Below are 25,475 nucleotides of genomic sequence, written 5' to 3'. Positions count from 1 at the left end.
ACTAAACAAATAAACAGACTAAAATGAGTAGATTAATAGGTAGATTACCTAAAATAGGAATTCGTCCAGTTATTGATGGTCGTGAACATGGAGTAAGAGAATCATTGGAAGTGCAATGTATGGATATGGCGAAAGCTGCAGCCAAATTAATTGAAGACCACCTACGCTTTCCAAGTGGAGAACAAGTAGAATGCGTCATTGCAGACACCACTATTGGTGGCGTTGCAGATGCAGCTGCTTGTGCAGATAAATTTAAAAGAGAAGGTGTAGAAGTATCTTTAACTGTAACGCCGTGTTGGTGCTATGGGACTGAAGTTATGGATACCGACCCATTAATACCTAAAGCCGTTTGGGGTTTTAACGGTACTGAAAGACCAGGAGCCGTATACTTAGCCGCTGCTTTAGCAGGTTATTCGCAAAAAGGACTACCCGCTTTCGGTATTTACGGAAGAGAAGTTCAAGATGCTGGCGATATGAGCATCCCTAAAGATGTAGAAGAAAAATTATTACGTTTTGCTAAAGCAGGATTAGCAGTAGCACAAATGAATGGTAAATCTTATTTATCGATTGGCTACAGCTCTATGGGAATTGCAGGCTCTATGGTAGATGTTAATTTTTTACAGGATTACATTGGTGTGCGTTCAGAATTTGTTGAGTCTGTTGAATTATTACGCAGAATGGATGAAGGCATTTATGATAAAGAAGAATACGAAAAAGCATTAGTATGGACCAAAGCCAACTGCAAAGAAGGTAAAGATTACAACAGTCCTGAAGCACAAAAATCAGCCGAAGTTAAAGATCAAGAATGGGAAAAAGTTATTAAAATGACGCTTATTTGTCGTGATTTAATGGTTGGCAACCCTAAATTAAAAGAACTTGGTTTTGGTGAAGAGTCTAAAGGGCGTAATGCTATTATGGGTGGTTTCCAAGGACAGCGTCAATGGACGGACTATCAGCCTAATGCTGACTTTACAGAATCTATTTTAAATTCATCATTCGACTGGAATGGTATTCGTCAAGCCTTTGTTTTTGCAACAGAAAACGATTGTTTAAATGCGGTTTCTATGCTATTTGGTCATTTATTAACCAATACAGCCCAAATATTTTCGGATGTAAGAACCTATTGGAGCCCAGAATCTGTAGAACGTGTTACAGGAAAAAAACTAACAGGTATTGCCAAAGATGGAATTATTCATTTAATCAATTCTGGATCAACAACGTTAGATGCTACAGCACAACAATCAGACAAAGAAGGCAATCCTACAATGAAACCATTTTGGGATATTTCTGAAGAAGAAGCTCAAAAATGTTTAGACAACACCAAATGGCCCGCTGCTATTGGCGAATATTTTAGAGGTGGCGGTTTTTCATCTCAATTCAAAACCAAAGGTACCATGCCGTTAACCATGTGCAGAATCAATCTTGTAAAAGGTATTGGTCCCGTATTACAAATTGTTGAAGGCTGGAGTGTCGAGTTACCAGAAGATATACATACGGTTTTAGATGAAAGAACCAACCCAACATGGCCAACCACTTGGTTTGTACCCAGAGTTACTGGAAAAGGACTCTTTAAAGATGCGTATTCCGTTATGGCTAAATGGGGCGCGAACCACGGTGCTATTTCTTATGGACATATTGGTGCCGATTTAATCTCATTAGCAGCATTATTAAGAATTCCTGTGAATATGCATAACGTCGCAGATGAAGATGTTTTCCGTCCAAGCGCGTGGTCTGCTTTTGGAGAGAACTTAGAATCAGCAGATTATAAAGCTTGTGCTACTTATGGTCCTCTTTACGGATTCAAATCATAATTAATAAAGTAAAACGGAAGCCTATAAACTACATTTAAGCACGACTTATCTTTTGTTTATGAACTCCTTTTACTATCAATAAAATAACTTCCTCTTACACCAACAAGAGGAAGTTATATCTCACATAAACTTTTAAGACATGAAAAAGGTTATAGCCGTTTTTGATATTGGTAAAACCAATAAAAAAATATTTTTATTTGATGAAAATTTTAATGTTGTTTACACAAATTCCATTCGTTTTGAGGAAGTGGAAGATGATGACAACGACCCATGTGACGATATAGAATCTATTGAAACTTGGATACAAAATGAAATTAAAACCATTCAGAATAAAAACGAATACACCATTAAAGCCATCAACTTTTCAACACATGGCGCTACTTTAGTGTATTTAGATAAAAACGGAAATAGAATTACACCACTATACAACTATTTAAAGCCATTGGACATCGATTTTAATCCGTTTTATGAATCTCAAGGCGGTGTTGAAGCATACTCCAGAAAAACAGCATCTCCCGCTTATGGCATGCTAAATTCTGGCTTACAAATATATTGGCTAAAACATTGCAAACCTCATTTTTGGAGTCAGGTTGAAACGATACTACACTACCCACAATATTTAAGTTATTTATTTTCTAAAAAAGCTACAGCCGATTTTACATCGGTCGGCGCACATACAGCCACATGGAATTATGATGCCATGCAATATCACGATTGGTTAATTAATGAAGACATCCATTTACCTGAACCAAAACCAGGAAAAAACGCTGCTTTATCATTAGTGAACCATCAAAACATATATATCGGTAAAGGCTTGCACGACAGTTCCTCTTCCATAATTCCGCTATTGGAAAGTAACGAAAACTCAGATAGAGAATTTGTTTTACTTTCTACAGGTACTTGGATTATTTGCATGAACCCCTTTAGCAAAGAAACACTAACCACTAATCAATTAAAAAATGATTGCCTTTGTTTTATGACACCCGACAAAAAACAAATAAAATCATCGATGCAATTTTTAGGTCGCGTGCATGAAGTAAACGCCATTGCTTTAAGTAATTATTTTGAAGTTGATAAAAGTCATTTTTTAGAACTGACTTTAAATAAATCACTCTGCAGCAAGATTCTTACCAGTTCTAAACATGTATTTTTTCCAAACGACATTCCAACGGATTTTATTGGAAATATGGATCAACTCCATACCTTCAAAAGTTACGAGCATGCTTATTACCAATTAATTTTTGAAATAAGCCAACGTGTTCACCAAGGTATTGAGCGTATTTTAGATACAAAGCACAATTTAAAAGACGTTTACATTTCAGGAGGCTTCAACAGGAATAACATATTTGTTGAATATTTAACTCAAATGATGCCGAATCAACATATCCAATTTCCTAAAGGAAAAAATGCGAGTGCTTTAGGCGCTGCCATGTTAATGAAAGAATATTTCAACCAATAATATTAAACACAACTATACTTTATGAAAAAAATAATGACCCTAGGCGAATTTATTATTGAAAACCAATCTTCATTTGCTTATTCAACTGGTGAATTATCTAAACTCCTAAATAGCATCAGGCTTGCTGCAAAAATGGTAAACCATGAAGTGAACAAGGCAGGTTTGGTTGATATTATTGGTGGTGCTGGCGATGTTAATGTACAAGGTGAAGACCAACAAAAATTAGATGTTTTTGCAAATGACAAATTCATTCAAGCCATAAAAAACAGAGACATTGCTTGTGGCATTGTTTCAGAGGAAGTTGAAGATTTCATTTCTATTACAGGAAGTGACGCCTCTAATAACGGAAAATACGTGGTACTGATGGACCCTTTAGATGGTTCTTCAAATATTGATGTCAATGCATCAGTAGGTACTATTTTTTCGATTTTTAGAAGAATTACACCTGTAGGCACACCCGTTGAACTTAAAGACTTTTTACAACCTGGCAAAGACCAAGTGGCCGCTGGATATGTTATTTACGGCACATCAACTATGTTAGTATATTCTACAGGGCATGGCGTTAATGGCTTTACTTTAAACCCAGCCATTGGATCGTTCTACTTGTCGCACCCCAATATACAAATTCCAAAAACAGGGCATATTTATTCGGTAAACGAGGGTAACTACAGCCACTTTCCGCAAGGCGTGAAAAATTATATAAAATATTGTCAAAAGGAAGAAGAAGAGCGCCCCTATACTTCAAGATACATAGGCTCTTTGGTTTCAGATTTTCATAGAAACATGCTAAAAGGAGGCATTTATTTATACCCAAACAGCACTAAAAATAAAGAAGGTAAATTACGACTGTTGTATGAAGCCAACCCCATGGCGTACATTGCCGAACAAGCTGGAGGAAAGGCCATAAGCAGTAATCAAAGAATTTTAGACATCATCCCTACAGAGCTGCATCAGCGAATTCCCTTCTTCTGCGGAAGCACCGAAATGGTTGGTAAATTGGAGACTTTTTTGTAAAACTAACGATAAATTAGGACATATTTTTTTAGAGACTAAATGATAATGGCATCGGGAAATATAATGTTTAACGGACGCAACAAACCAGTGTCCTTTTACTTGAAATTTGATTGATAAAGTATGGTTGTTGTTAGCGATGCATTGCTATATAGTTATTGCACCATTTGGATGGATAATTTATCCTCAGAAATATTATCGAAGCTATTTCTAGCAATATGTATACTTATTTTTTTGCCAATACCAGTTCTAAGCTTCTGAAAAGCTTCCTGCATATGTATTAAACTCTTATAGCATCCCAACCTTAGAGCACATAATACATAGGTTAGGTTCCTCCTCCCTTTGGCTACTTGTAAACACCAGGAAAATCTGGGGTTTTATTCTTGACTTCCCTAATCGTTTCCTAAAATATTTGAGCCTTTTATTTACTTATAAACAAACCATGCAGTGGCTTTACAAGCGCTACTAGAATTTAGCTGTACCCAATGTGCACTAAATCCTTCGGGGAATTTATAAGTTAATTTTTCACCTGCTTTTATCTGAAAGGTTTTAAACAAAACAGGCTCGTCTGAATAATGATTTATATCAATGTATAAATCAAACTGCGTATCCACATCAGATTCAAAAACTACTGTTTTTTCGTCATAACCGGTCATCAAATACATATCAGATAATTGGTTTGCTTTTACTTGAGTGTTTTTCCATGGACCACCTTCTCCTACTGGCTTTCCAAAACTCCATAAATCGTCAATACCTCCAAACCAAAGAGCCACGTTACCATCATCAGATTTATAAACGTGGTCTGACTCTTTTGCGTCTTTCTTTACTCCACTTAAAACCAATAAACCATTCCAAGTATTAAACTCAGTAATTTGTTTATTGTGTGTTGCAACAGGTCGCATCATTTTATATAAAGGTTCTTTACCTACTTTATATAGCGGTAGCTCATAAAATGTACCCGAAATATTTGCCAACTCTCTTTCGGATTCAACTTCTCTGGTTACTCGTGCTGTTTTTGCTGAAAATTGTCTTGAATAATCGGCATGTCCTTTTGGTAACCTTAATTGATACTCTTTTGCATGTACTATGACAGATGCATCATCTTCTGACCAAATCTCTTTTTGAATTTCTTTTCCTTCCGAAGTACTTGCTACATTTTTATTAAAAAAATCAACTTCTTCTCCAACTTTTTTATTCTTTAAAGCGTTTATTGACAAACTATCTTTTATACCATCTACATACCTAAAATCATACTTTAAAAACTCATATAATTTTGTGGTTTTAAAGGTGTCATTGTCTATTTCTCCTGCATAAACGCTTAAATTATAATTGGTTTTATTACTAAATAGTTTTGCATGGGATACTTCTGCAGTTTCATCTACATCTGCAAGACTTTTAAACAACTCTTTTCCTGCAGTACTATTTTTAAGTTTACGATCTGTAAAATGAAAAGCAGCAGTTAATTTACTGGTTTTATCAGCAACCAATCGTACCCATTCTACTTTTAAATCCTTCTTAAAAATATAATAATTATAGCCTTCTTTTTCTAATGCTACCGTTTGTAATTCTTTCCAGTTCCCTGTTCCATCTTCATCAACATGAATGGTAATTGTAACTGGCATTTTATCAAAATTATTTAAATGTAAAATTCTGTTATCAAAACCAGCAATTAAAAAAGGAAGTGAAGGTTGATTCGCAATAACCTCATCATTGATCCAAATTGCTCCATAAGCGGATTTTGGTCCCCAGTTCGCCAATTCTTCACGTTTACCAAACCAAAGATTAGATTGTGGCTGACCTGCTAAAGGATTTCCTTGTATACTTGTTTCATCTGTGGCTAAAACGACCTTATTGTTCCAGCTTAAAAAATCGGGTATATAGCGTAAATGGGAGCCTATTGGTTTGATTCCTGAAGTTTTCGCATGAGAAAACGTTGATGGGAAATCATAAAACATCCCATGCATGTCCATCATCATTTTTCCGTTACCAATTTCTCTAATTCTTGGCCACTCTGTAAACCAACCGTGAGAAGGATCATTATTATAAGTAGCTTTAGGTAATAAAAAAGTTTTCCACTCTCCTTTTTCAAGTACCTTCAATCGTATCGATCTTTTATCCCATCCCATTGCCCACAATGGAGATTGATCATTTGGCTCTGCGTTTATTCCGTTCTTAGTGGTAACATCTGTAAACTGTCTTCTTTCTACTATTTTAAAATTATCTCCATCAAACTCGGCTAAAATTCCATTATCTTCTTTGTTGTTTTTATTTTCTAGAGTAACTTTCCACTCCGCTCCGCTTTCGTTTCCATGCTCGCCATTATTTGCCAATATTAATTTATTTTGACTTGTATAGGCGCCTTTTCCATGCCAACCTGGCAACGGATTATTGTATAGCTTTTTTACATTCAGAGTATTTACATTTACCTCGTACAACATGCCTTCCATATCATAATAGTAAACCATATTTTCTGGGTCTTTTAAATGCCTTGCGATCGCTGTTAAACGTCCTTTCATATCTTTAATTGGAATAACTCGTACGTCTCCAGAACTACTAACAACATAAGGACCAATAAGTAATTGATTCGATTCTTGATGTATCATTCTAGCTGCTGGTGTACCACCAATACTACCTTGAAAAACCTGCATATTATTATCTTTATCGATAATATACAGTTTGTGCTCACTTCCTTTTGGCTCATGTGCTGCATAATTAATCATATACAATTTTTCATTCCAAACAGCCAAGGCTCCAATTCCGCATTCATTTCCAAAACTATAGCTGCCGTTTCCTCTTGCATGTGCATACGTTGTTAAATGTGGGTAAACACCGCTTATATTTCTTGTTCCAGAAACTGAAGTTATTTCTCCTTTATCAATCTTAACAGTCGTGTCTATATCAACCTTTTTTTCTATTAAAGATTTACAACTTAAACAAAATAAAACTAGTGACAATAAGCTGATTTGTGATAATCTGTTTTTCATTTAATTGTCTTTATTTAAGTTGTTTTATTTTTTAAGGTTGTAAATAATTAGTTTACAATAAGAAGCAAAGCGTATTGAAGTTGATTTCACAAAGAAACAATCATTCACTTTTTAACGCTTCTGTCCACTCACTAGCAAATCCCCATTGTTTAATCACTCTCATTTTATAATAAATAGGTATTCCTTTTTCAAGATTGGGAATATTAAGTACTCCTTGTACTTTGGAAGTTATTATATGATCTAATTTATTAGGGGCAAAACCATAAGCTACTTCATATAAATAATCGTAGGGAGATACGCTATAGGCTATAAAAAGATTAGTTTCAAGACGTTTTGAACCCCAAATTATTGGTGGTAATTCGTCTTCGTCTTTTATGAGTAAAACTGGTTCAGAAGGGATACTCTCCCCTTTATTATTAATGGCTACTAATTGATATGTCCAGGTTTCTCCAAGCTTCACTTTTTTATCTTCGATTTCGATAAAGCTGTTAATTGTTTTATCAGACTTAAAAATGGAATCTCCTTTTTTATACTGAACATAATACTCCTCTGCATCTTTACTTTTTTTGAAATAAAGACGGACCGCATTGTTCGCTGTATTGGTAAATTCAATAACGGGCTGTTGTGGCACTTTAAAGTTGACAATCTCTTCATACACTTTATAGCCTTGCGGATCGATAAAAGTGATTTCTATCATACTCAGATGAGCATCTGCCTTCCAGTTTAAAGGTATTTCAAATGCAGCATCTCCAGGGAAAATAGTTTTAACAGATTGAGTTTGCGTTTCAACAAGTTTAAAATTATTATCAAAAAGAGTCCATTGTAATTGATAGCCCCTCAATATATTGGCAGGAATGTCTAATTTATTTCTGGGTTGAATAGTAACTTTCGCTTTTCCATTTTTAGTATCAATAGTTGAAATAGTTAAGTCCCTAATAGGAGAAAACTCCTTTTGAATACTCTTAAACCCTCTTTTCTTTTCTCGAAAAGAAGTTACAATTCCCCATGCTCTATTTTGTGAGGGAGGTGTTGCCCATCCTGTTTTCCCATAATAGGTACTCCTATAATCATTAAAAGCCCATAACGAAGCACCTAAAATATAGGGTTTGTTTCGTAATTCATTCAGCATTTTTTCGGCAGGAATATCGCCTAAGTTTGGGTCTTCCGAATTTAGTTCTTCTCCAAACTCCGACATGAAAACTGGTTTCTGATGATTTTTCCAAGTACCCTCGGCTTTTTTGCCCCAATTTTGATACCCATTAAGCATTGCTAAATCGGAGTACATGGTCGCTTCTTTAGCAGAGTTATTCGCCGTATTTGACACAGATACCGCTATTCTATTAGGATCTAATTCTTCTGCCAATTGTAGTGCTCCTTTTACATATTCATTAACTTTAGGATTTTTAGATGCCATTCCTAGTTCATTACCTACACTCCAACCTATAATTGCGGGATGGTTATAACTATTTTCTATAATTCTTTGCAACCATTCTTTTGGTTTTGGATGGTCAGGATCTACTAATACATCTTTCCCCCATAAACCCACTTCCTCAAAGATCATAATCCCTTTTTCATCTAAATAGTCCAAATATTCTTTGGGTAAGTTTACATGGCTTAGTCGTGCCATATTGGCTCCAAGACTCTTCATCAAATCTACATCTTCCTTAATACGTTCTATGGGAAGCGTGTTTCCTGTAAAGCGATCTTCGGGCACCACATTAAATCCAACAGGACGAATACTTTCGCCATTTAAAAGCAATTGCAACCCCACTATTTCTATCTTTCGAATACCAAATCGATCTGTGTTTGAATGTAAAACAGCTTTGCTATCAGACAGACTAACATGAGATTCATATAAATTAGGAAAATCAAAATGCCATAAGTCTACTTTAGATTTTGGTAAGTTGTACGACCAGTTGATAATATGGTTGACGGTGTTGGCTGGAATGGTAGTTTTTACTGTTCCTGATGCAATAACACTTCCTTTTCTCTTAATGTCAATATTAAATCTTACCGCTTTTGGACTAGAACCAGAATTGCTACTTACGACTTTTACATTGAGTTGCGCCGTACCCTTTTTCAAGTTAGGAACAGCGTCTATATGTTGCAATTCGATACGTGTTTCAGGTGTTATTTCTAACCAAACTGGTCTTCTAATACCTCCCCAATTCCACATAGCGCCACTTTTGAAAACATTATTAACCAAAACGGTTACTCTGTTTTCTCCACCTTTATTAATGTATTTGGTGATATCTAAATGAAAAGGTAAAAATCCAAAATGATTCTCACCTATAAAATGCCCATTGACCCAAACTTTAGAGTCATTATAAACGGATTGAAATACTAAGCGAAGTTGCGCCGTATTTAAGGTTTCATCAATCCTAAAGGTTCTTGTGTACCAAGCATCGCCTACATATTCTGAGTACTCATTTACCAAATCCCAATTTCCAGGAACTGTCATAGTGTCCCAAGATGCAGTATTTACATCTTTTGCAAACCATTTGGATGATTCTCCTTTAGCGTAAGGATCCGTTTTAAAAGACCATTCGCCGTTTAATGCTATTTTCTGACTATTTTGTGCGTAACAAAAACTTGTTACCAAAAAACACAAAAACAATTTAAAAAAATGCTTACTAAAAATGGATTGTTTAAAAACCAATAAACCTTTTATCATATCAATTTTATAAGAATTCAATTAATTAAAAACCTGCTTTCTATCAAATTAAATATCCTATTAACAAAATTTTATTCCGTTCTTTTATGTATTAAATAACTTCCTACTACTTGAACAAAACTATTTAAATTCTAGGATACTATTTGACTTCTCATTTTTCCTTAAACTCTAACGCCTTCATAGTCTTCGGATTGGAGTATAAAACCTCTTTATTCTGCATTAAACGTTTGTGAATGTGATAAGTTACATCCATCCACTCACGTTCTTCACCCCACAATGGTTCCATCATTTTAGTTTCCCAACTTTTCAATTCGTCTTGTAGCCGTTGAAATGCTTCTGTTTGAATGGTTTCAAGGTTGGTTGTTTCACCTAAATCAGTTGTCAAATTATAAAGAGACGCTCCATAATTTTGCAATCGAACCAATTTATAATCTCCTATTCTAGCTCCTGCCTCCTCTAATTTTCTCCAAAACAATTTATCATGTGGGTTTCCAGTTTTATCGCCTTTTAAATAGGGCAATAAATCGACACCATCTAAAACTAAGTTTTCTGCTTTTGTGATTTTTGCTGCCGCTAAAGACGTTGTAAAAATATCTAATGAAGAAGATAGGCCGCTAAATGTTTGTTCACCTTTAATTTCTTTGGGCCAGCTAACTATAAAAGGCACGCGATGGCCACCTTCAAACTTATTACCTTTCCACCCTTTTAATGGTCCACCGCTAGAACTGTTGTTCGCCGCTCCCCCATTATCACTTAAAAAATAAATCAAAGTATTTTCTTCTAAGCCTAAGTGTTTTAGCTTTTGTTGCAATTTGCCAACATTTTCATCCAAAGACCAAGTCATCGCTGCTAACTTTTGTCTTGAGTGCTTTTTATATTTTTCTAAATGCTCCGCTTTAGCTTCCATAGGTGTATGCACCGCATTATAGGATAAATACATGAAAAATGGTTGATCTTTATTCGCTTCAATATATTTTACAGATTGGTCACCTAAAACATCCGTCATATAACCTTTAAACTCAACACGCTCGCCATTATGTTGTAGCATATTATATTTTGAAGGGTTCTCTAGCGGAAAATAAGATCGACTTCCTGTTTCAAAACCAAAAAACTCATCGAATCCTCTTTGGTTTGGGTGGTCTGTTTTGTCCTTTCCCAAATGCCATTTCCCTAAAGCTATCGTTTTATAGCCATTTGCTTTAAACACATCGGCCATGGTTACTACGTCATCAGAGAGTCCTATATCTCCAGAATCACCATAACCGGTATTATTAGCTTCAAATCCAAAACGTTGTTGATATTTCCCCGTAATTAACCCGGCTCTTGAAGGGGCGCAGACCGTAGCACTTACATGCGCATCTGTTAAAATAACACCGCTTTTAGCAAGCTTATCTATATTAGGAGTTTCTAAATCTTTACTACCCATAAAACCAAAATCGGCATAACCGGCATCGTCAATTAAAATAACAATGATATTTGGTTGTTTTCCAGAGTTTAACGTTTTTTTATCATCTGCCGCACTTTTACAGGATACTGCTAGAACTAAAGTTAAAAGCAATATATAATAAGAATGAATGTTTTTTATTTTTGTGTTGAATAATAAATTCATTCTATGCTTCTTTTTAATTTTAAAATGACCACGACACCCAAACGTGTTCCATTAGTAGTGTTCTTTTAAATATATCTTTTGAGTATAAACACTAATTTGAATCATGTCAAATCACCATCTCCAACCTTAAGATAAGATTTGAGATTTAGATTGGGTATACTCACCACAACTATTATCAAACACCTCTAAAACTTAGTATGATGAATTACTACTATTATGTTTGATGTATTCTTAAAATTTAATTAATCCACATTTAAGAACGTCTCTTGACTAAATGTAAAAACATCTGAAGGCGTTCTTGCTTCTTTAAAAATAGCTTCCAATTCTTCTACAACATCAGGGAACTGCGCTGCAACATTGTTTGTTTCACCCAAATCGTTGGTTAAATTATAAAGTTCTAAAGGGGTGTCTGGTGTTTTTAATACATTATACTTCACCGCTTTCCAATCGCCCATTCTAACGGCTTGTCGACCTCCTTTTTCATGAAACTCCCAATACAAATATTTATGTTTAACTTGCTCTGCCTTATTACCTAATAATTCTGGTAACATTGAAATACCATCTATATTTTTAGGGGTATCAACACCTGTGATATCTGTAAACGTTGGAAAAATATCCCAAAAAGCAGAAACAAGCTCAGATTTACTACCTGGTTTTATTTTCCCTGGCCACTTCGCAATCATAGGCACACGAATACCACCTTCATATAAATCTCTTTTAGTTCCTTTAAAGGGGCCATTACTATCAAAATACTTAGGATCGGCTCCACCTTCTTTATGCGGTCCATTATCTGATGTGAAAATAATAATCGTATTATCTGCTATTCCAAGTTCTTCAACTTTGTCCATGATTTCCCCAACTTGTTGATCTAATAAATCAATCATCGCTACAAAAGCAGCGTGAGATTCATTTTGCGAGGCATAAGACCCTTTTCTATAATCAGGACCACTATCTACCCCTTTAAATTTCTTCTCTGGCAGAAATTTGTTTCTATATTTTTCCATAAGAGCTTCTGGCGCTGCCAATTCAGCATGTGGAATTATAGAAGCAACGTATAAGAAAAATGGTTTTGATTTATTCTGCTCAATAAACTCCATTGTTTTATCATGAATCAAACTAGGCGCATATTCAGTCTTTGAAAGGCCCGCATTCCCTTTTAACACAATCGAATCATTATTAGACCATAAATGGTCTGGATAATAATGGTGTCCTAAACGCTGACAATTATAGCCATAAAACTCATCAAACCCTTGACTAATTGGGTCTCCCTCAGATCCAGGATAACCAAGTCCCCATTTACCAAAAGCACCAGTTTTATAGCCTGCTTTTTTCATCACTTCTGCCAGTGTATATGTATTATCTGGAATAGGGTATTGTCCCTCTGGCTGCATTTCTTTGTTACCTCTAACAACGGTGTGGCCAGTGTGCATTCCCGTTAGTAAAGCAGACCTAGAAGGCGCACAAACGGTACTACCAGAATAATGCTGAGAAAACAACATGCCTTGAGATGCCAACTTATCGATGTTTGGTGTTTTAAATTTATCTTGACCATAACAACTCAAATCACCATATCCAAGATCATCAGCAAGAATATATATAATATTTGGTTGTTTTTCATTGATGTTTTTTTCATTTTGAGCAATGGCCTCTGTCTTTTGATTTTTATTCGAAAAATCACAAGACGTTAAAAGCACCGCAACAACTAAAACTTGGATAGATAAAGAAAATTTGAACATTTAAGTTTGATTTAAAAAAAGGGAGTTGAAAACCCAATCCCTTGCATTTAGTTATAAAAATTTAAAAAAATCTAACGAAAAGATTATTCGTTAATTCAACCATATAAAATACTTACTATCTCCTAGCTATTATTTTACAGTACCAAACTTACAACCAACATTCAAACTAATATTCTCTTTTGTTGCTCTCATATGTTGCAAAATCCTTAAAAAGTTAAGATATTGCCGTTTTGAGACATTATTACGCTCCTTTTACAACATGATTGGGTGGTAAAAATGTTGCAGTGTCAGAAAAAAAATAAGATATTGTACAATCGTTGATTTCACCATTATCTCAACAATTATTAGAAGTGGAAACGCTTCCCAACTTAACAAATAAATAGCCACACACATGTTTTTTAGAAATAAAATTCGTCCCCTAACAACTTGCTCCTTTTATCTATTTCTACTAAGTTTCACATTTAGTTATGCCCAATCAAACGACACTTATTTTCATGAGTTGGAAATACAAGGTGTGCCCTTTAATAAAAAAGTGAATACACAATTTGTAGACAGTTATGGTTATTTATGGATTGGGTGTGATACAGGACTATACCGCTACGATGGTAATAATTTAATCTCTTTCCAGCTAGACGTTTTCGACGAACACTCCATTCCTAACAATGGTATAAATTCTATTATAGAAGACGACAACACAAATCTCTGGATTGGAAGTGAAAGCTATTTAATACACTATAACAGAAGTGAAAATAAATTTAAAGGCTTCTACAAAAATATTACAGTAACGGTACTAAATAAGTCTTCTAATGGAGATATTTGGGCCAATTTAAGGAATACAGGGCTTGTTAAAATTAGAACGACTAAGGAATATGACAAAACTTATTTTGATACCAAATTCAATTATACGAACGATGCTAATTTAATTAGCTTTGAAAGACAAATAAACTCTTTTGAAGAAGACCATTTTGGAAGGTATTGGTTGGGTACACCAAAAGGCATTTTTATTCTAAACGATAAAAATGAATACATACAATCCAATTTCAAAAAAAGTATTAAGTCTTTAAAACTTTTTGAAAACAACAAAATTATAGCACTTACAGACAAAGGTCTTTTTGTTTTAGGTTATAATAAAACAGACTACAAAGTTGAGATTTTAGAGCATTATGAAAACTTTATGAATCCTACGGCTCCTAATGCAACGTCTACATACCTAACACTAAACCCAACCAATAATGATATATGGATAGGCACAACAGGAGGGTTATTTAAAGCTGTTAGAAATGATAATAGTTATGAGTTTACCAACTTTTCTCAAAGCCCTTCAAAAGGCAGTTTAAAAAGCAACCATATAACCAATACAACATTTGATACCAACGGAAACTTATGGATTGGTACTTTAAAAGGTATTAACAAATATTTAGGGCGAACCTCTATTTTCAATTTTAATAAAATAGAAACCATAAACAAGATTGATAATGCTATTGGGCGGAGTCTATTATTCTATAACCCAAACACCATTTTAGTTGCCATGAACGATGGGTTATACAAATACAACCCCAAGTTAAATACTTACTTTAAAATTGAAACAGGAATTAATAACCTCAATCTTATATACAGGAATTTCGAAAAAGATAAACTTCTTTTAGTAAACAACTCAGCACTATATATAACAGACAGCTACACACCCCAGAAACGTAACTTAAAACTAACAGAGATAAAAAAATTCAAAAACATAATAAATGATATTGCTGTAATAAACAATAATGAAATATGGGTAGGTTTATGGAATGGAGGCGTAGACATAATTAACTCCGAAAATCAACTATCAAAATTTAAACAAGCCGTTAAAACCAAACTAGCCAATAACCATACATCAACCTTGTTATACACTATAACAAATGAATTATGGATTGGTACACGAGGGGAAGGCCTTTTTAAGGTTGATTTTAATAATGAATCTATTGAAGAATATTTACCATCCATAGAAAACGGATTAACATCAAACGCTATTTTAAGTTTATTTGAAGATAGTAGCGGCACCATTTGGATAGGAACCAGAGGTGGTGGATTAAACCAATACATTAAAGGTGCCAATAAGTTTAAACATTTCACTAAATCAAACGGTTTGGTTTCCAATACTATTTCGTCAATCGAGGAAGATCGAAATAAAAACATTTGGCTGAGTACCCAAGATGGATTGATTCGGTATAATTTAAAGAAGGAAAAATTTAGACATTTCGGTATAGAAGAAGGTATTCAAGAAAGCCAATTTATTTATAAATCTAGCGCAACAAATAACATGCGCGATCAAATATATTTTGGATGTTCTAATGGGTTTTATAGTGTTTTAACAAATGAAATTTCTCAAAACACCAAGACTCCTTCAACCGTTATTACTAATTTTAAAACACTTGGCGCTACCAAAGCAGATCAAACCAATTCAGAATTAAACACATCTAGCGATATTAAAATAGGATCCAAAAACCCTATTGAGCTTCCTTATAATCAAAACAATATTGTTGTAAGCTTCTCATCCTTAGACCTTACAGCACCTATTAAAAATGAATACGCGTATAAACTAGAAGGCCTTAATAATTATTGGATTTACACAAACGGATCAAATAGAAATGCCAATTACAACGACTTGCCTCCTGGTTCTTACACCTTTAAAGTAAAAAGTTCTAACAGCGACGGGTTCTGGAACGAGACACCAACAGCCTTAAAATTCACTATAGAGCCACCTATTTGGAGAAGTAATTTGGCTTATTTCGCTTATTTCCTTTTTTCTGCCATTTTACTTTTTATTGGTGCTGTTTTAGTTCGAAGATGGTACAATTTAAAGAAGAATTTAGTAAAAGAGACTATTAGTAGAGAAAAGGACAATGAACATAACCGGATGAAAATGGTGTTTTTTACCGATATTTCTCATGAGTTACGTACGCCACTGTCTTTAATTTTTGGCACCATTGAAAAAGTTATAAAAGAAAAGAATTTCACGCTTAGTCCCGTAACCTCGCAACGCATTTACAATAACACCTTAAGAATGCGTAGGCTAATCAATCAAATTATGGACATCCGAAAGTTTGATGCCGGTAAATTTGAACTTAGAATATCCAAAAATGATATTGTTAAAGACATTGAAATTATAAAAAAGGCTTTTAATGACTTTGCTAAAATGTATCAAATTAAATATGGATTTACGTCCAGTGAGAAAGAAATTAAAGGGTGGTATGATGTTGACATATTAGAAAAAATACTTTTCAATCTACTTTCTAACGCCTTTAAGTATACCCCAAAACAAGGAGAAATAAATGTGAATTTAGAAAAGGTCGATATTACCGCTGAAAGCGCGACAACACTCCGCCTCGACAAAGGAACTTATATTAAATGTACGGTTCAAGACAACGGTGTTGGCATACCAGAATCCGATTTACCTTTTATTTTTAATAGATATTATCAGGCAACAAAATCGACTAGTAACAACATTCCAGGAACCGGAATTGGTATGGAATTAGTTGAAAAACTAATAGATAGACATCACGGTATTATCACGGTTGAAAGTAAGGAAAACACCTATACTAAATTTACGTTTCTTCTTCCTATAGATAAAAATAAATATACTAAAGGGGAACGCCTGCAAATGGCTGAACCATTGAAAAAGAACTTTATAAAAAATTCTGAATTTCAGGTTATAGAAGAAGTCGCGATGGCTAATGATGCTAAAACCCAGCCACAAACCAACAAACCGAAAGTATTGCTTGTTGAGGATAACCTAGATTTAAGGCAAATGCTTAAAGAAGAATTAAAAGACGACTTTAATATTACTGAAGCATCCAATGGAAAAGAAGGTTATGAAGCCGTTTTAAAAGAAAAACCACAGCTTATTATTAGCGATATATTAATGCCTGTAGAAGATGGAATTTCTATGTTAAAACAAATTAAAGCAAACCCAGAAATAAACAGCATTCCTATATTCATGCTTACCGCAAAAAACTCTGAAGAAACAAAAATAGAGTGCTTAAGTTTAGGTGCCGACGATTATATTGAAAAGCCGTTCAGCCTAGAGTTTGTGAAATGGAAAGTAAAAAACACCTTTATAGCAAGAGGTCAACTTAAAAAACAATTTGGTAAAGTGATAACTGCAGAACCTTCTGAAATTGAAGTCGATTCAAACAGCGAACGCTTTATACGCAAATTAGTCGCTATTATTGAAGAATCTATGAATGACAATTTATTAAGCGTAGAATACTTAGCCTCTGAAGTTGGTATGAGTCGCGCCAACCTTTATAGAAAACTGCAAACCATTTTAAATGATACGCCCGTAAACTTCATTAAGAAAATCAGATTAAAACGCGCTGAACAACTGCTTAGAACAAATGATTTATACCTTTCTGAAATAGCATACATGACAGGATTTAATAATCAAAAATATTTTGGTAAATGTTTCCAAAAAGAATATGGTATGAGCCCTACCGAATACATTAAAAAATATAAAGATCAAGATTAATGCTATTACAAAAACTTTTAAACACTGCCCTTATATTTTTTGTCTTATTAGCACTAGGTTGTAAAACGGCTTCAAAAGAAAAAGCTATAAAAAAACCAAACATTATACTTATTAATGTTGACGACCTTGGTTGGAAAGACCTCGGCTTTATGGGGAGTACCTATTACGAAACGCCCAACTTAAATGCTTTAGCAAAAGAAGGTCTTGTGTTTACAAATGCCTATGCTGGTGCCGCCAACTGTGCGCCTAGTAGAGCCTGTATGATTTCTGGATTGAACACACCCAGACATGGAGTTTTCACCGTGAGTCCTTCAGATAGGGGGCAAATAAAAACACGACAAATCATTCCTATAAAAAATACAGATCACCTCAATGATTCTATTTATACGTTACCTCAAATGCTCAAATCGGCCGGCTATATCACTGCGAGTTTTGGGAAATGGCATGTGGGAGAAGATCCATCGAAACAAGGTATTGATATAAATGTGGGAGGCAGCAGTAAAGGAAACCCTGGTAAAGGTGGTTACTTTTCACCGTATAACATCGATTTTATTAAAAATGGTCCTGATGGCGAGTATTTAACAGATCGCTTAACAAATGAAGCCATTAATTTTATTGAAAAATTTAAAGACAGTACGTTCTTTGTTTACCTACCCTATTACACTGTTCATACCCCCATTATGGGCAAGGAACATTTAATTGAAAAATTCAAAAACAAGAAAGGTGTAGCCGGACAAAACAACCCTGAATACGCAGCTATGGTAGCCTCTATGGATGAAAACGTAGGCAGGTTACTCGCTTCTTTAAAAGAAAAAGGTTTAGAAAAAAACACCCTCATTATCTTTACTTCAGATAACGGAGGTATTCGTGCCATTTCGCATCAAGATCCCTTACGTGCCGGAAAAGGCTCGTATTATGAAGGTGGTGTTCGTGTACCTTTAATCATAAAATGGCCAGATCATTTAACAGCCAATACGGTAACCCATACAAATGTTTCAAATTTAGACTTTTACCCTACGCTTCAAACCATCGCACAACCAAAAAACCGAGCTAAAGTATTGGATGGTTTAGATTTAAACAACCTTGTTAAAGGAGAAACTATAAAAGACAGAGACTTATTCTTTCATTTCCCTATTTACTTACAAGCTTACAATAAGGGAAAAGATGGTAGTAGAGATCCTTTATTTAGAACTAGACCTGGCTCTGTAATAATCTCAGGACATTGGAAATTACATCATTATTTTGAAGATAACGCCATGGAACTTTATAATTTAAAGGAAGATGCAGGTGAACAACATAACCTTGCGGAACAAAACCCACAGAAAACAAAAGAGCTTTATAAAAAACTAGAGACTTGGAGACTTGAATCCAATGCCCCTGTACCCACTGAAAGAAACATTGAATATTCAGCAGAATTTGACACACAGCAGCAAACTAAATTTCAATAAGGCATCAATGAAACCAGGATAATACGTTACAAATCAGTAGATATAACACTTAAAAAGGACAATTAAAATCATATTCATCTCATTCTTTCAAAACTGAAACATTTTCACTCCTTTATTGCTACAATACTCCCCAGTATTTAGATAGATTTTAAATAGTTTAGCATTATTACTAACTATTTAAACTTTATTAAAATGAAACAAAAAACTACTTTTCTAAAATCACTCTTCACGATGACTGTTCTTATTTTGGCAGGAAACAGTTTAAATGCGCAAACATTAGAGGCCCATTATAAGTTTGATGGAAACTTACTTGACGAAACTACAAATTGGAATTTAACAGAATCTACAGGGTTTACTGCCGCCTTTGAAAAAGGACAAGACGGTGTAACAAATGGAGCAGTAACCGGCTTTACTGCTGCAGATTATTTAGAAACTGCCACCGATTTTAGCATTTCTGGAAATGCATCACGAACCATGGCCGCTTGGATAAAATTAACATCCATTGTTGGTAGCGGGCAGGCTATAGTTGGCTTAGGTGAAGCTGTAAATTTTAAACGATGGACCTTCCAAGCTCAGGGTGTGAAACTTAGAATTGAGATTCAAGGTAAAGGTTTTAATGTATCGTCACCAGATTTAGTTGTTGATACTTGGTACCATGTGGCTGTTGTATTTGATAACTCTGTTGGTCCTAATAGTATTAAATTATATATAAATGGTGCATTTCTTGCCAATAACAACTGGCAGACAGATGTTGATACAACGGCTTCAAAACTTAGAGTAGGTAACGACTACAATGGAAATCCAGCCGCAAGAGGTTTTACAGGTGCCATTGACGATTTACGTATTTATTCGGGTGCTGCTGATGATGCTTTTATTTCGAGTTTATATAGCTCAACCGTCCTTGGTGTTAATGATATTCAATCAAAATCCTCATTCAATGCCTACCCAAACCCAGTAACAGACCGTTTATATTTTTCAACAAAAGACATTGCTTCTGTAGAAATATATAACTTATTAGGTTCTAAAATAAGCACGCAAAAAGTAAAAGGTGGTGTCGATATGTCCGCATTATCAAAAGGTATTTACTTAGTAAAATGTCAAAACTCCGAAGGTGTTAGTATAGCGACTGTAAAAGCTATAAAAAAATAAAAATCAGCATAAAACTAGTATAAACAAAGGAGTGATTTATAGTTATTAATCACTCCTTTGTTACTTAAAATTGTCTCAAAAATGAAAAAACTACTACTTCTCAAAATACTGTTTCTTTTTTGTTTATCCGTAAATGCACAATCAGATATTATTACGATAGACCCCACATTACCTAACCAAAGTGTTGTTTTTGGAGGCGATAACAAATTAACCATTAAAGCTTGGGCTGAAGGCAATACCAATAGCGTATCTGCCAAGTTATTTCAAGATATGAATCTACAAATACTAAGAGTGCCCATATTTGCTTTACAACCCATAACCGATAATATTTATGATAATGTTATTACAGTTATAAACTCTGTAAAAAGCTACAATCCAGATGTTAAAATTTTTGCCAGTGTTGCGAATGGTGATGGCTATGGTATAAATTATCATAATGCTGAAAAATTCCCAGCTTCTTGGACAGGGTGTTGTGCTTATAATGTTTACAGTCTAAACCTTACCACCTATTCAGCATATTTAGATAGTTTTATGCAACGCATGACCGATGCCGGAATTACCGTTGATTATTTAGCACCTTATAATGAAGATCCAGGTGATGATTCTGATTATTTAAAAATTATTAATCAGATGACTAAGTTAGGAAGCACTGAAATGGTTGGTGTTGAAAGTTATGCCCTTTCAGCTGCTGTAAATTCTGTCGATGATATTGAAGACCGCGTAGCCATCGTAGGATCTCATTTTTATGATGATGGATCTATCGCTGAATCTGATTGGGATAGTACATGGGCATCATTAGTAGCAAAATCAGAAGATCCCGTTTGGTATACAGAAGCGACTAGATATTCCACGGGAGACGGCATAGGGCTTCTTATCGCTGGTATTGATAATATTTTTGCACCTATTAGAGGTGGTGCTGAAGGCGTTATTTTCTATCAAGTTTGTAAACGTTTTGTATATGCCAATGGAAGTGCTCTCCCTGTTAAATATAGTGGTTTTAAAAACATAGTAAATAATGCGGAAGGTCAAGTTATTAGCTCTACCTCTAATAATAGCAATATTAAATTGGTTGTTTTTGGAAATGAATCGACGCTCGATGTCCACATTATAAACAAGAACACCACAGAAAACACCGTCGATTTACAATTATTAAACAATTATATGGGTGATGGTATTGTTAATAGAAAGCTTTGGACTTCTACCGATACGGGAACAGCATCCACATACCCAATAACAAACGCTTCCAACTGGAACATTGTGGTGCCAGCAACCTCGTACTCACATCTTAAAATCACTTTAAATAAGTCTATTTTAAGTACTAGTAAAGTCTCATTTAATAATCAAGAAATAAAAATCATCCCAAATCCGTCCGCTAATGGTCGTTTTCAAATAAAAATCCCTAATAGTAATCCTTCCGATAAAATTATCATAAAAATGTATACCGTCGATGGAAAAGAGATTTACAATGACATCCGAAATTTTGAGCCAATTCTATTATTAAATCACCCATTGGTTTCTGGTATGTATATTATTTCAGTATCGAATGGACAGCAAGTGTACACCAATAAAGTGATGGTGAGCCAGTAATTGGTGTTTTAATAAGGAACAAAAAAACTTCACAATTTCACGTAGCGTAAATTGAAGCTTAAGTGTTATAAATACTATTAATTAAAACCCATAAACTTGATTACTAAGTACTAAACTGTGAAATGCAACATTTCCCCCCATAACATGTCACCATTTTACCCCAAAAACATTTACACTTTTATGTAGTTTAGTGGTTGTTAATTAATCCATAAAACTAAATTAAAATGAAAAAAATTTACTCAACCATTTTATTATTAACCCTTAACTTTTTAGTTTATTCTCAAGGTCCAGAATTTACAATCGATTTTGAAGGAACAGACCCTCTTAATAATTTACCTAGTGGTGTTACCAGTGTTGACCCTGACAATACAAGAGGAAATGTCTTGGCCTTTGTAGGTGCTAATGTGTATTTTTTTGAAACAGATGGAGGTGATATAGTACAACAAGATACTGGTGTAGTTGAAGATCGTGCTCAATTTGCAAATACTATTTTTACTGATGGAGGAAATAAGCTTTTACAAACTGATTACACGGGGCACATCATAATTAACGAAACAGCGTTAGGTACTGATAGTTTCACACTTAGATTGAATTATATGGTATTCGGTCATGGTATGGGTAGTACCGACTGTGGAATTATAACGATAGTAGGTAATGATGCTGGAGTTTGGAAATCAGATAGAATAACTTCTAGAAATGGTGGATTTACTACTGGTCTGGATATAACAGCCATAGGTACCGCTACTGGAGGATTTCCATATGGTACGGTTGAACCAACATCTAGAGATTTTGTTATCACATACAACGCTACAGATAAACTTTATAGATTATATAAAGATGGTGCATTATCAACAACTTCTACCGTTGCACAACCAAGTGGAGAATGGGATACTAGAAAAGTGTACCTAGGTTTTAGTGGGCGAAACTCTATAGGAAGTGGAGATGGAGTAGATCATATCAACACTGCTACAGGTGAATTTACAGCTAATGGAGTAAGAAATGATGGAAGAACTGCAGATTTACAAACTAGAATGGATAATATCCAAGTATACCAAAGAGCTATATCTGATGCAGAAGTTACGACACTATTTAATGGAGGTACCCTTTCAGCTTACAGTCAAACTAAAGAAATATTCAGTGCTTACCCAAATCCTGTTGTAGATTATTTAAATTTCTCATCAAAAGATGTTTATTCTGTAGATATTTATAATATTCTAGGAGCTAAAGTTAGTTCTCAAAATGCTTTAAACGGTGTAGATATGACAAAACTTAATAAAGGTATTTACCTTGTTAAAACTAAGAACAATAAAGGTTTAGATCTTGCAACGATTAAAGTTGTGAAAAAATAATTTGATTATTAGTGAAGTCCTAAGTAATCTGAACTGATTACTTAGGATTAATTTAATTAAAGCTGAACAATTACAATAGTGTTCAGCTTTAATTTTTTTAGTACTGTTTTATTTAATAGGCACACCTCCAATCCTACCCTCAATACAAGCCTTCTTTTCCAGCTTAAGGTTATGTTAATTTCACACCCAAACAATGTTTTGGGTATCCCTCTATCTAAATCAACCATAAAAAAATCATGATACGCTCACAAAACAAATCCTTATTATTTTCTGTCGTTATATTAATGCTAATAAGTTCATATATAACGAAGGCTCAAGAAAAAAGACCTAATATTTTATGGTTAGTTGTAGAAGATATGAGTCCGTTTTTAGCTGTATATGGTAACGAATTCACCAAAACACCCACTATTGATGCTTTGGCTAAAAATAGCATAGTATTTACCAATGCCTTTTCTAACGGAGCACAATGCTCTCCAGCACGTTCCACTTTAATATCAAGTATTTATGCCCCCATGTTAGCTACAGATTGGCATCGTGAAAAAAGAGCAGTTCCTGAAGAATTTTACTTCCCAATATATTTAAAAGAAGCTGGATATTACTGTAGCAACAATAGTAAAACAGATTATAACGCGAATAATACGCCGAAAACCATTTGGGAGCAAACTAATAAAAATGCGAGCTACATAAACAGAAAAGACAAAACCAAACCTTTCTTTTCAGTATTTAATTACAATGGTACCCATACACAACGCGTAGCGACTAAAAACACTAAAGGAAGGGAACCAAGAACAATCGCTTTAGATAGTATTACTTTACCTCCTTATTTACCAAATTTACCCATAATTAGAGATGATATCGCATGGTATTATGACTCGGTAAATGAAATGGATCTTTGGATTAAAGAGAAGTTGGACGAACTTAAAGCCTCAGGTGAAGCAGAAAACACCATCGTTTTCTTTTATTCAGACCACGGCGGCTGTTTACCAAGAGGAAAAGCATACTTGTACGATACGGGCACCCGAGTGCCTTTAATAGTGCATTTTCCAGAGCAATACAAACATTTGGCACAAACAAATATACCTTCTGTAAATCATAACTTAGTAGGCTTCGTCGATTTTGCACCAACCGTTTTTAATTTACTAAATATTAAAACACCAGAGTTTATGATGGGGAAGCCTTTTTTAGGTAATAACCTACCAGAACCAAGTACAGAATTGTTTTTATACAGAGCTAACCAAGAGCAAAGTTTTATCCCGTCACGAGGGTTAACAGATGGTCGTTTTAAACTTATTTGGAATTTTAATGCAGCCTACCCCAACGGTACGCGACAATCATATCAATGGCAAATGCCCTCCTACCAGGCTTGGGATCATGCCCATATAAAAGGCAACTTAAATGACCTTCAAAACGTATTTTGGGACCCCACAGAAGCCTTAGAGTTTTTTGACACGCAAACCGACCCCTACGAGGTTAACAACCTTATAAACGCTCAAGAACATCAAAATAAAATTTCTGAAATGAAGCACAAACTCTTAAACTTCATGAAAGAACATAAAGACTTAGGTTTATACCCTTGGTCTATGCGTAGAAAAGACGAAACAACCTCGTTCTATAATTACGTTAGAAATAGCAACCAACCCGTTAGTACTATTATTGATGCTGCTGCATTTTTAAGTACTGCAAAACTCTCAGATATGGAAACAATAACAAAGCATTTAAATTCAAAAGAACCAGCCGTTCGCTATTGGGCCACGGTGGCTGTTCTTAAATTATTGCAAGATCAACACCTAACCAAAATTCCTGAAGAAATAACTTTAAACTTTAAAAACGAAGCTGAAAATATCGAGGTACGCTTGATGAGTGCTGAAGTATTAATAAATCAGGCTAATAATTTAGAAGCATTACACTACGTTTTAGACCTAGTGAAAAACAATTATTTTATCGCCTATGCCACGTTACAAAACTTAGGGCACCGCATAAAACCTATAGAAAATGAACTTATAGCACTTAGAAAACATAAAACACTCAATCAATTTTACTTGAAATCTGCTCTCATAAATACAGGGTATATGCCATATGAGGAATTATGGACTAAGTAACAACGGTAAAACTGAAGATCTTAACTACTAGAAATAAAATAATTAGTATGCA

Annotated in this window: 13 protein-coding genes; 9 read left to right on the top strand and 4 right to left on the bottom strand. The window is 34.5% G+C overall.

All coding sequences use genetic code 11. The features are described 5' to 3' along the window. Window positions 1-23 precede the first annotated feature (23 nt). From Q5N74_RS09325 to fbp, 3 genes are all read left to right on the top strand, one after another. Complete coding sequence (locus Q5N74_RS09325; RefSeq protein ID WP_304388516.1) at window positions 24-1,811, top strand: L-fucose isomerase; 1,788 nt, start codon at window positions 24-26, stop codon at window positions 1,809-1,811. Between the two features lie 139 nt (window positions 1,812-1,950). Next, window positions 1,951-3,270 (top strand): FGGY family carbohydrate kinase, encoded by a 1,320-nt coding sequence (locus Q5N74_RS09320; RefSeq protein WP_304388515.1) that lies wholly within the window; start codon window positions 1,951-1,953, stop codon window positions 3,268-3,270. A gap of 21 nt (window positions 3,271-3,291) precedes the next feature. Then, the gene (fbp, locus tag Q5N74_RS09315) at window positions 3,292-4,284 is read left to right on the top strand and encodes a class 1 fructose-bisphosphatase (protein ID WP_304388514.1); all 993 of its coding nucleotides are present in this window, start codon (window positions 3,292-3,294) and stop codon (window positions 4,282-4,284) included. A gap of 422 nt (window positions 4,285-4,706) precedes the next feature. On the opposite strand, the gene Q5N74_RS09310 is transcribed toward fbp, so the two are convergent. The 4 genes from Q5N74_RS09310 to Q5N74_RS09295 all read right to left on the bottom strand — a co-directional run bounded on the left by Q5N74_RS09310 (window position 4,707) and on the right by Q5N74_RS09295 (window position 13,284). Next, complete coding sequence (locus tag Q5N74_RS09310; protein WP_304388513.1) at window positions 4,707-7,265, bottom strand: hypothetical protein; 2,559 nt, start codon at window positions 7,263-7,265, stop codon at window positions 4,707-4,709. A 100-nt stretch (window positions 7,266-7,365) separates the two neighbouring features. Then, a complete protein-coding gene (locus tag Q5N74_RS09305) occupies window positions 7,366-9,939 on the bottom strand; it encodes a glycoside hydrolase family 2 protein (protein ID WP_304388512.1) in 2,574 nt (857 codons plus the stop codon). A gap of 151 nt (window positions 9,940-10,090) precedes the next feature. After that, complete coding sequence (locus Q5N74_RS09300) at window positions 10,091-11,548, bottom strand: sulfatase-like hydrolase/transferase (protein ID WP_304388511.1); 1,458 nt, start codon at window positions 11,546-11,548, stop codon at window positions 10,091-10,093. A gap of 242 nt (window positions 11,549-11,790) precedes the next feature. Further along, window positions 11,791-13,284, bottom strand: coding sequence for an arylsulfatase (locus tag Q5N74_RS09295; RefSeq protein WP_304388510.1), 1,494 nt, complete (start codon window positions 13,282-13,284; stop codon window positions 11,791-11,793). A gap of 391 nt (window positions 13,285-13,675) precedes the next feature. Here Q5N74_RS09295 and Q5N74_RS09290 point away from each other — a divergent pair, with 391 nt between their 5' ends. From Q5N74_RS09290 to Q5N74_RS09265, 6 genes are all read left to right on the top strand, one after another. After that, window positions 13,676-17,791, top strand: coding sequence for a hybrid sensor histidine kinase/response regulator transcription factor (locus Q5N74_RS09290; protein ID WP_304388509.1), 4,116 nt, complete (start codon window positions 13,676-13,678; stop codon window positions 17,789-17,791). After that, window positions 17,791-19,239, top strand: a complete 1,449-nt coding sequence (locus Q5N74_RS09285; RefSeq protein ID WP_304388508.1) for a sulfatase — start codon at window positions 17,791-17,793, stop codon at window positions 19,237-19,239. The genes Q5N74_RS09290 and Q5N74_RS09285 overlap by 1 nt, the downstream gene beginning before the upstream one ends. Window positions 19,240-19,431: 192 nt before the next feature. Then, complete coding sequence (locus tag Q5N74_RS09280) at window positions 19,432-20,388, top strand: LamG-like jellyroll fold domain-containing protein (RefSeq protein WP_304388507.1); 957 nt, start codon at window positions 19,432-19,434, stop codon at window positions 20,386-20,388. Between the two features lie 81 nt (window positions 20,389-20,469). Next, the gene (locus Q5N74_RS09275) at window positions 20,470-21,975 is read left to right on the top strand and encodes a T9SS type A sorting domain-containing protein (protein ID WP_304388506.1); all 1,506 of its coding nucleotides are present in this window, start codon (window positions 20,470-20,472) and stop codon (window positions 21,973-21,975) included. Between the two features lie 224 nt (window positions 21,976-22,199). After that, on the top strand, window positions 22,200-23,324 hold the full coding sequence (locus tag Q5N74_RS09270) for a T9SS type A sorting domain-containing protein (RefSeq protein ID WP_304388505.1): 1,125 nt from the start codon (window positions 22,200-22,202) through the stop codon (window positions 23,322-23,324). Between the two features lie 236 nt (window positions 23,325-23,560). After that, a complete protein-coding gene (locus tag Q5N74_RS09265; protein ID WP_304388504.1) occupies window positions 23,561-25,423 on the top strand; it encodes a sulfatase in 1,863 nt (620 codons plus the stop codon). Window positions 25,424-25,475 lie beyond the last annotated feature (52 nt).

The sequence above is a fragment of the Mariniflexile sp. AS56 genome (genome assembly GCF_030552475.1).
Lineage (GTDB): Bacteria > Bacteroidota > Bacteroidia > Flavobacteriales > Flavobacteriaceae > Mariniflexile.
The sequence above is the reverse complement of the archived record's forward strand: the minus strand, read 5'-3'. Positions and strand labels throughout refer to the sequence as shown.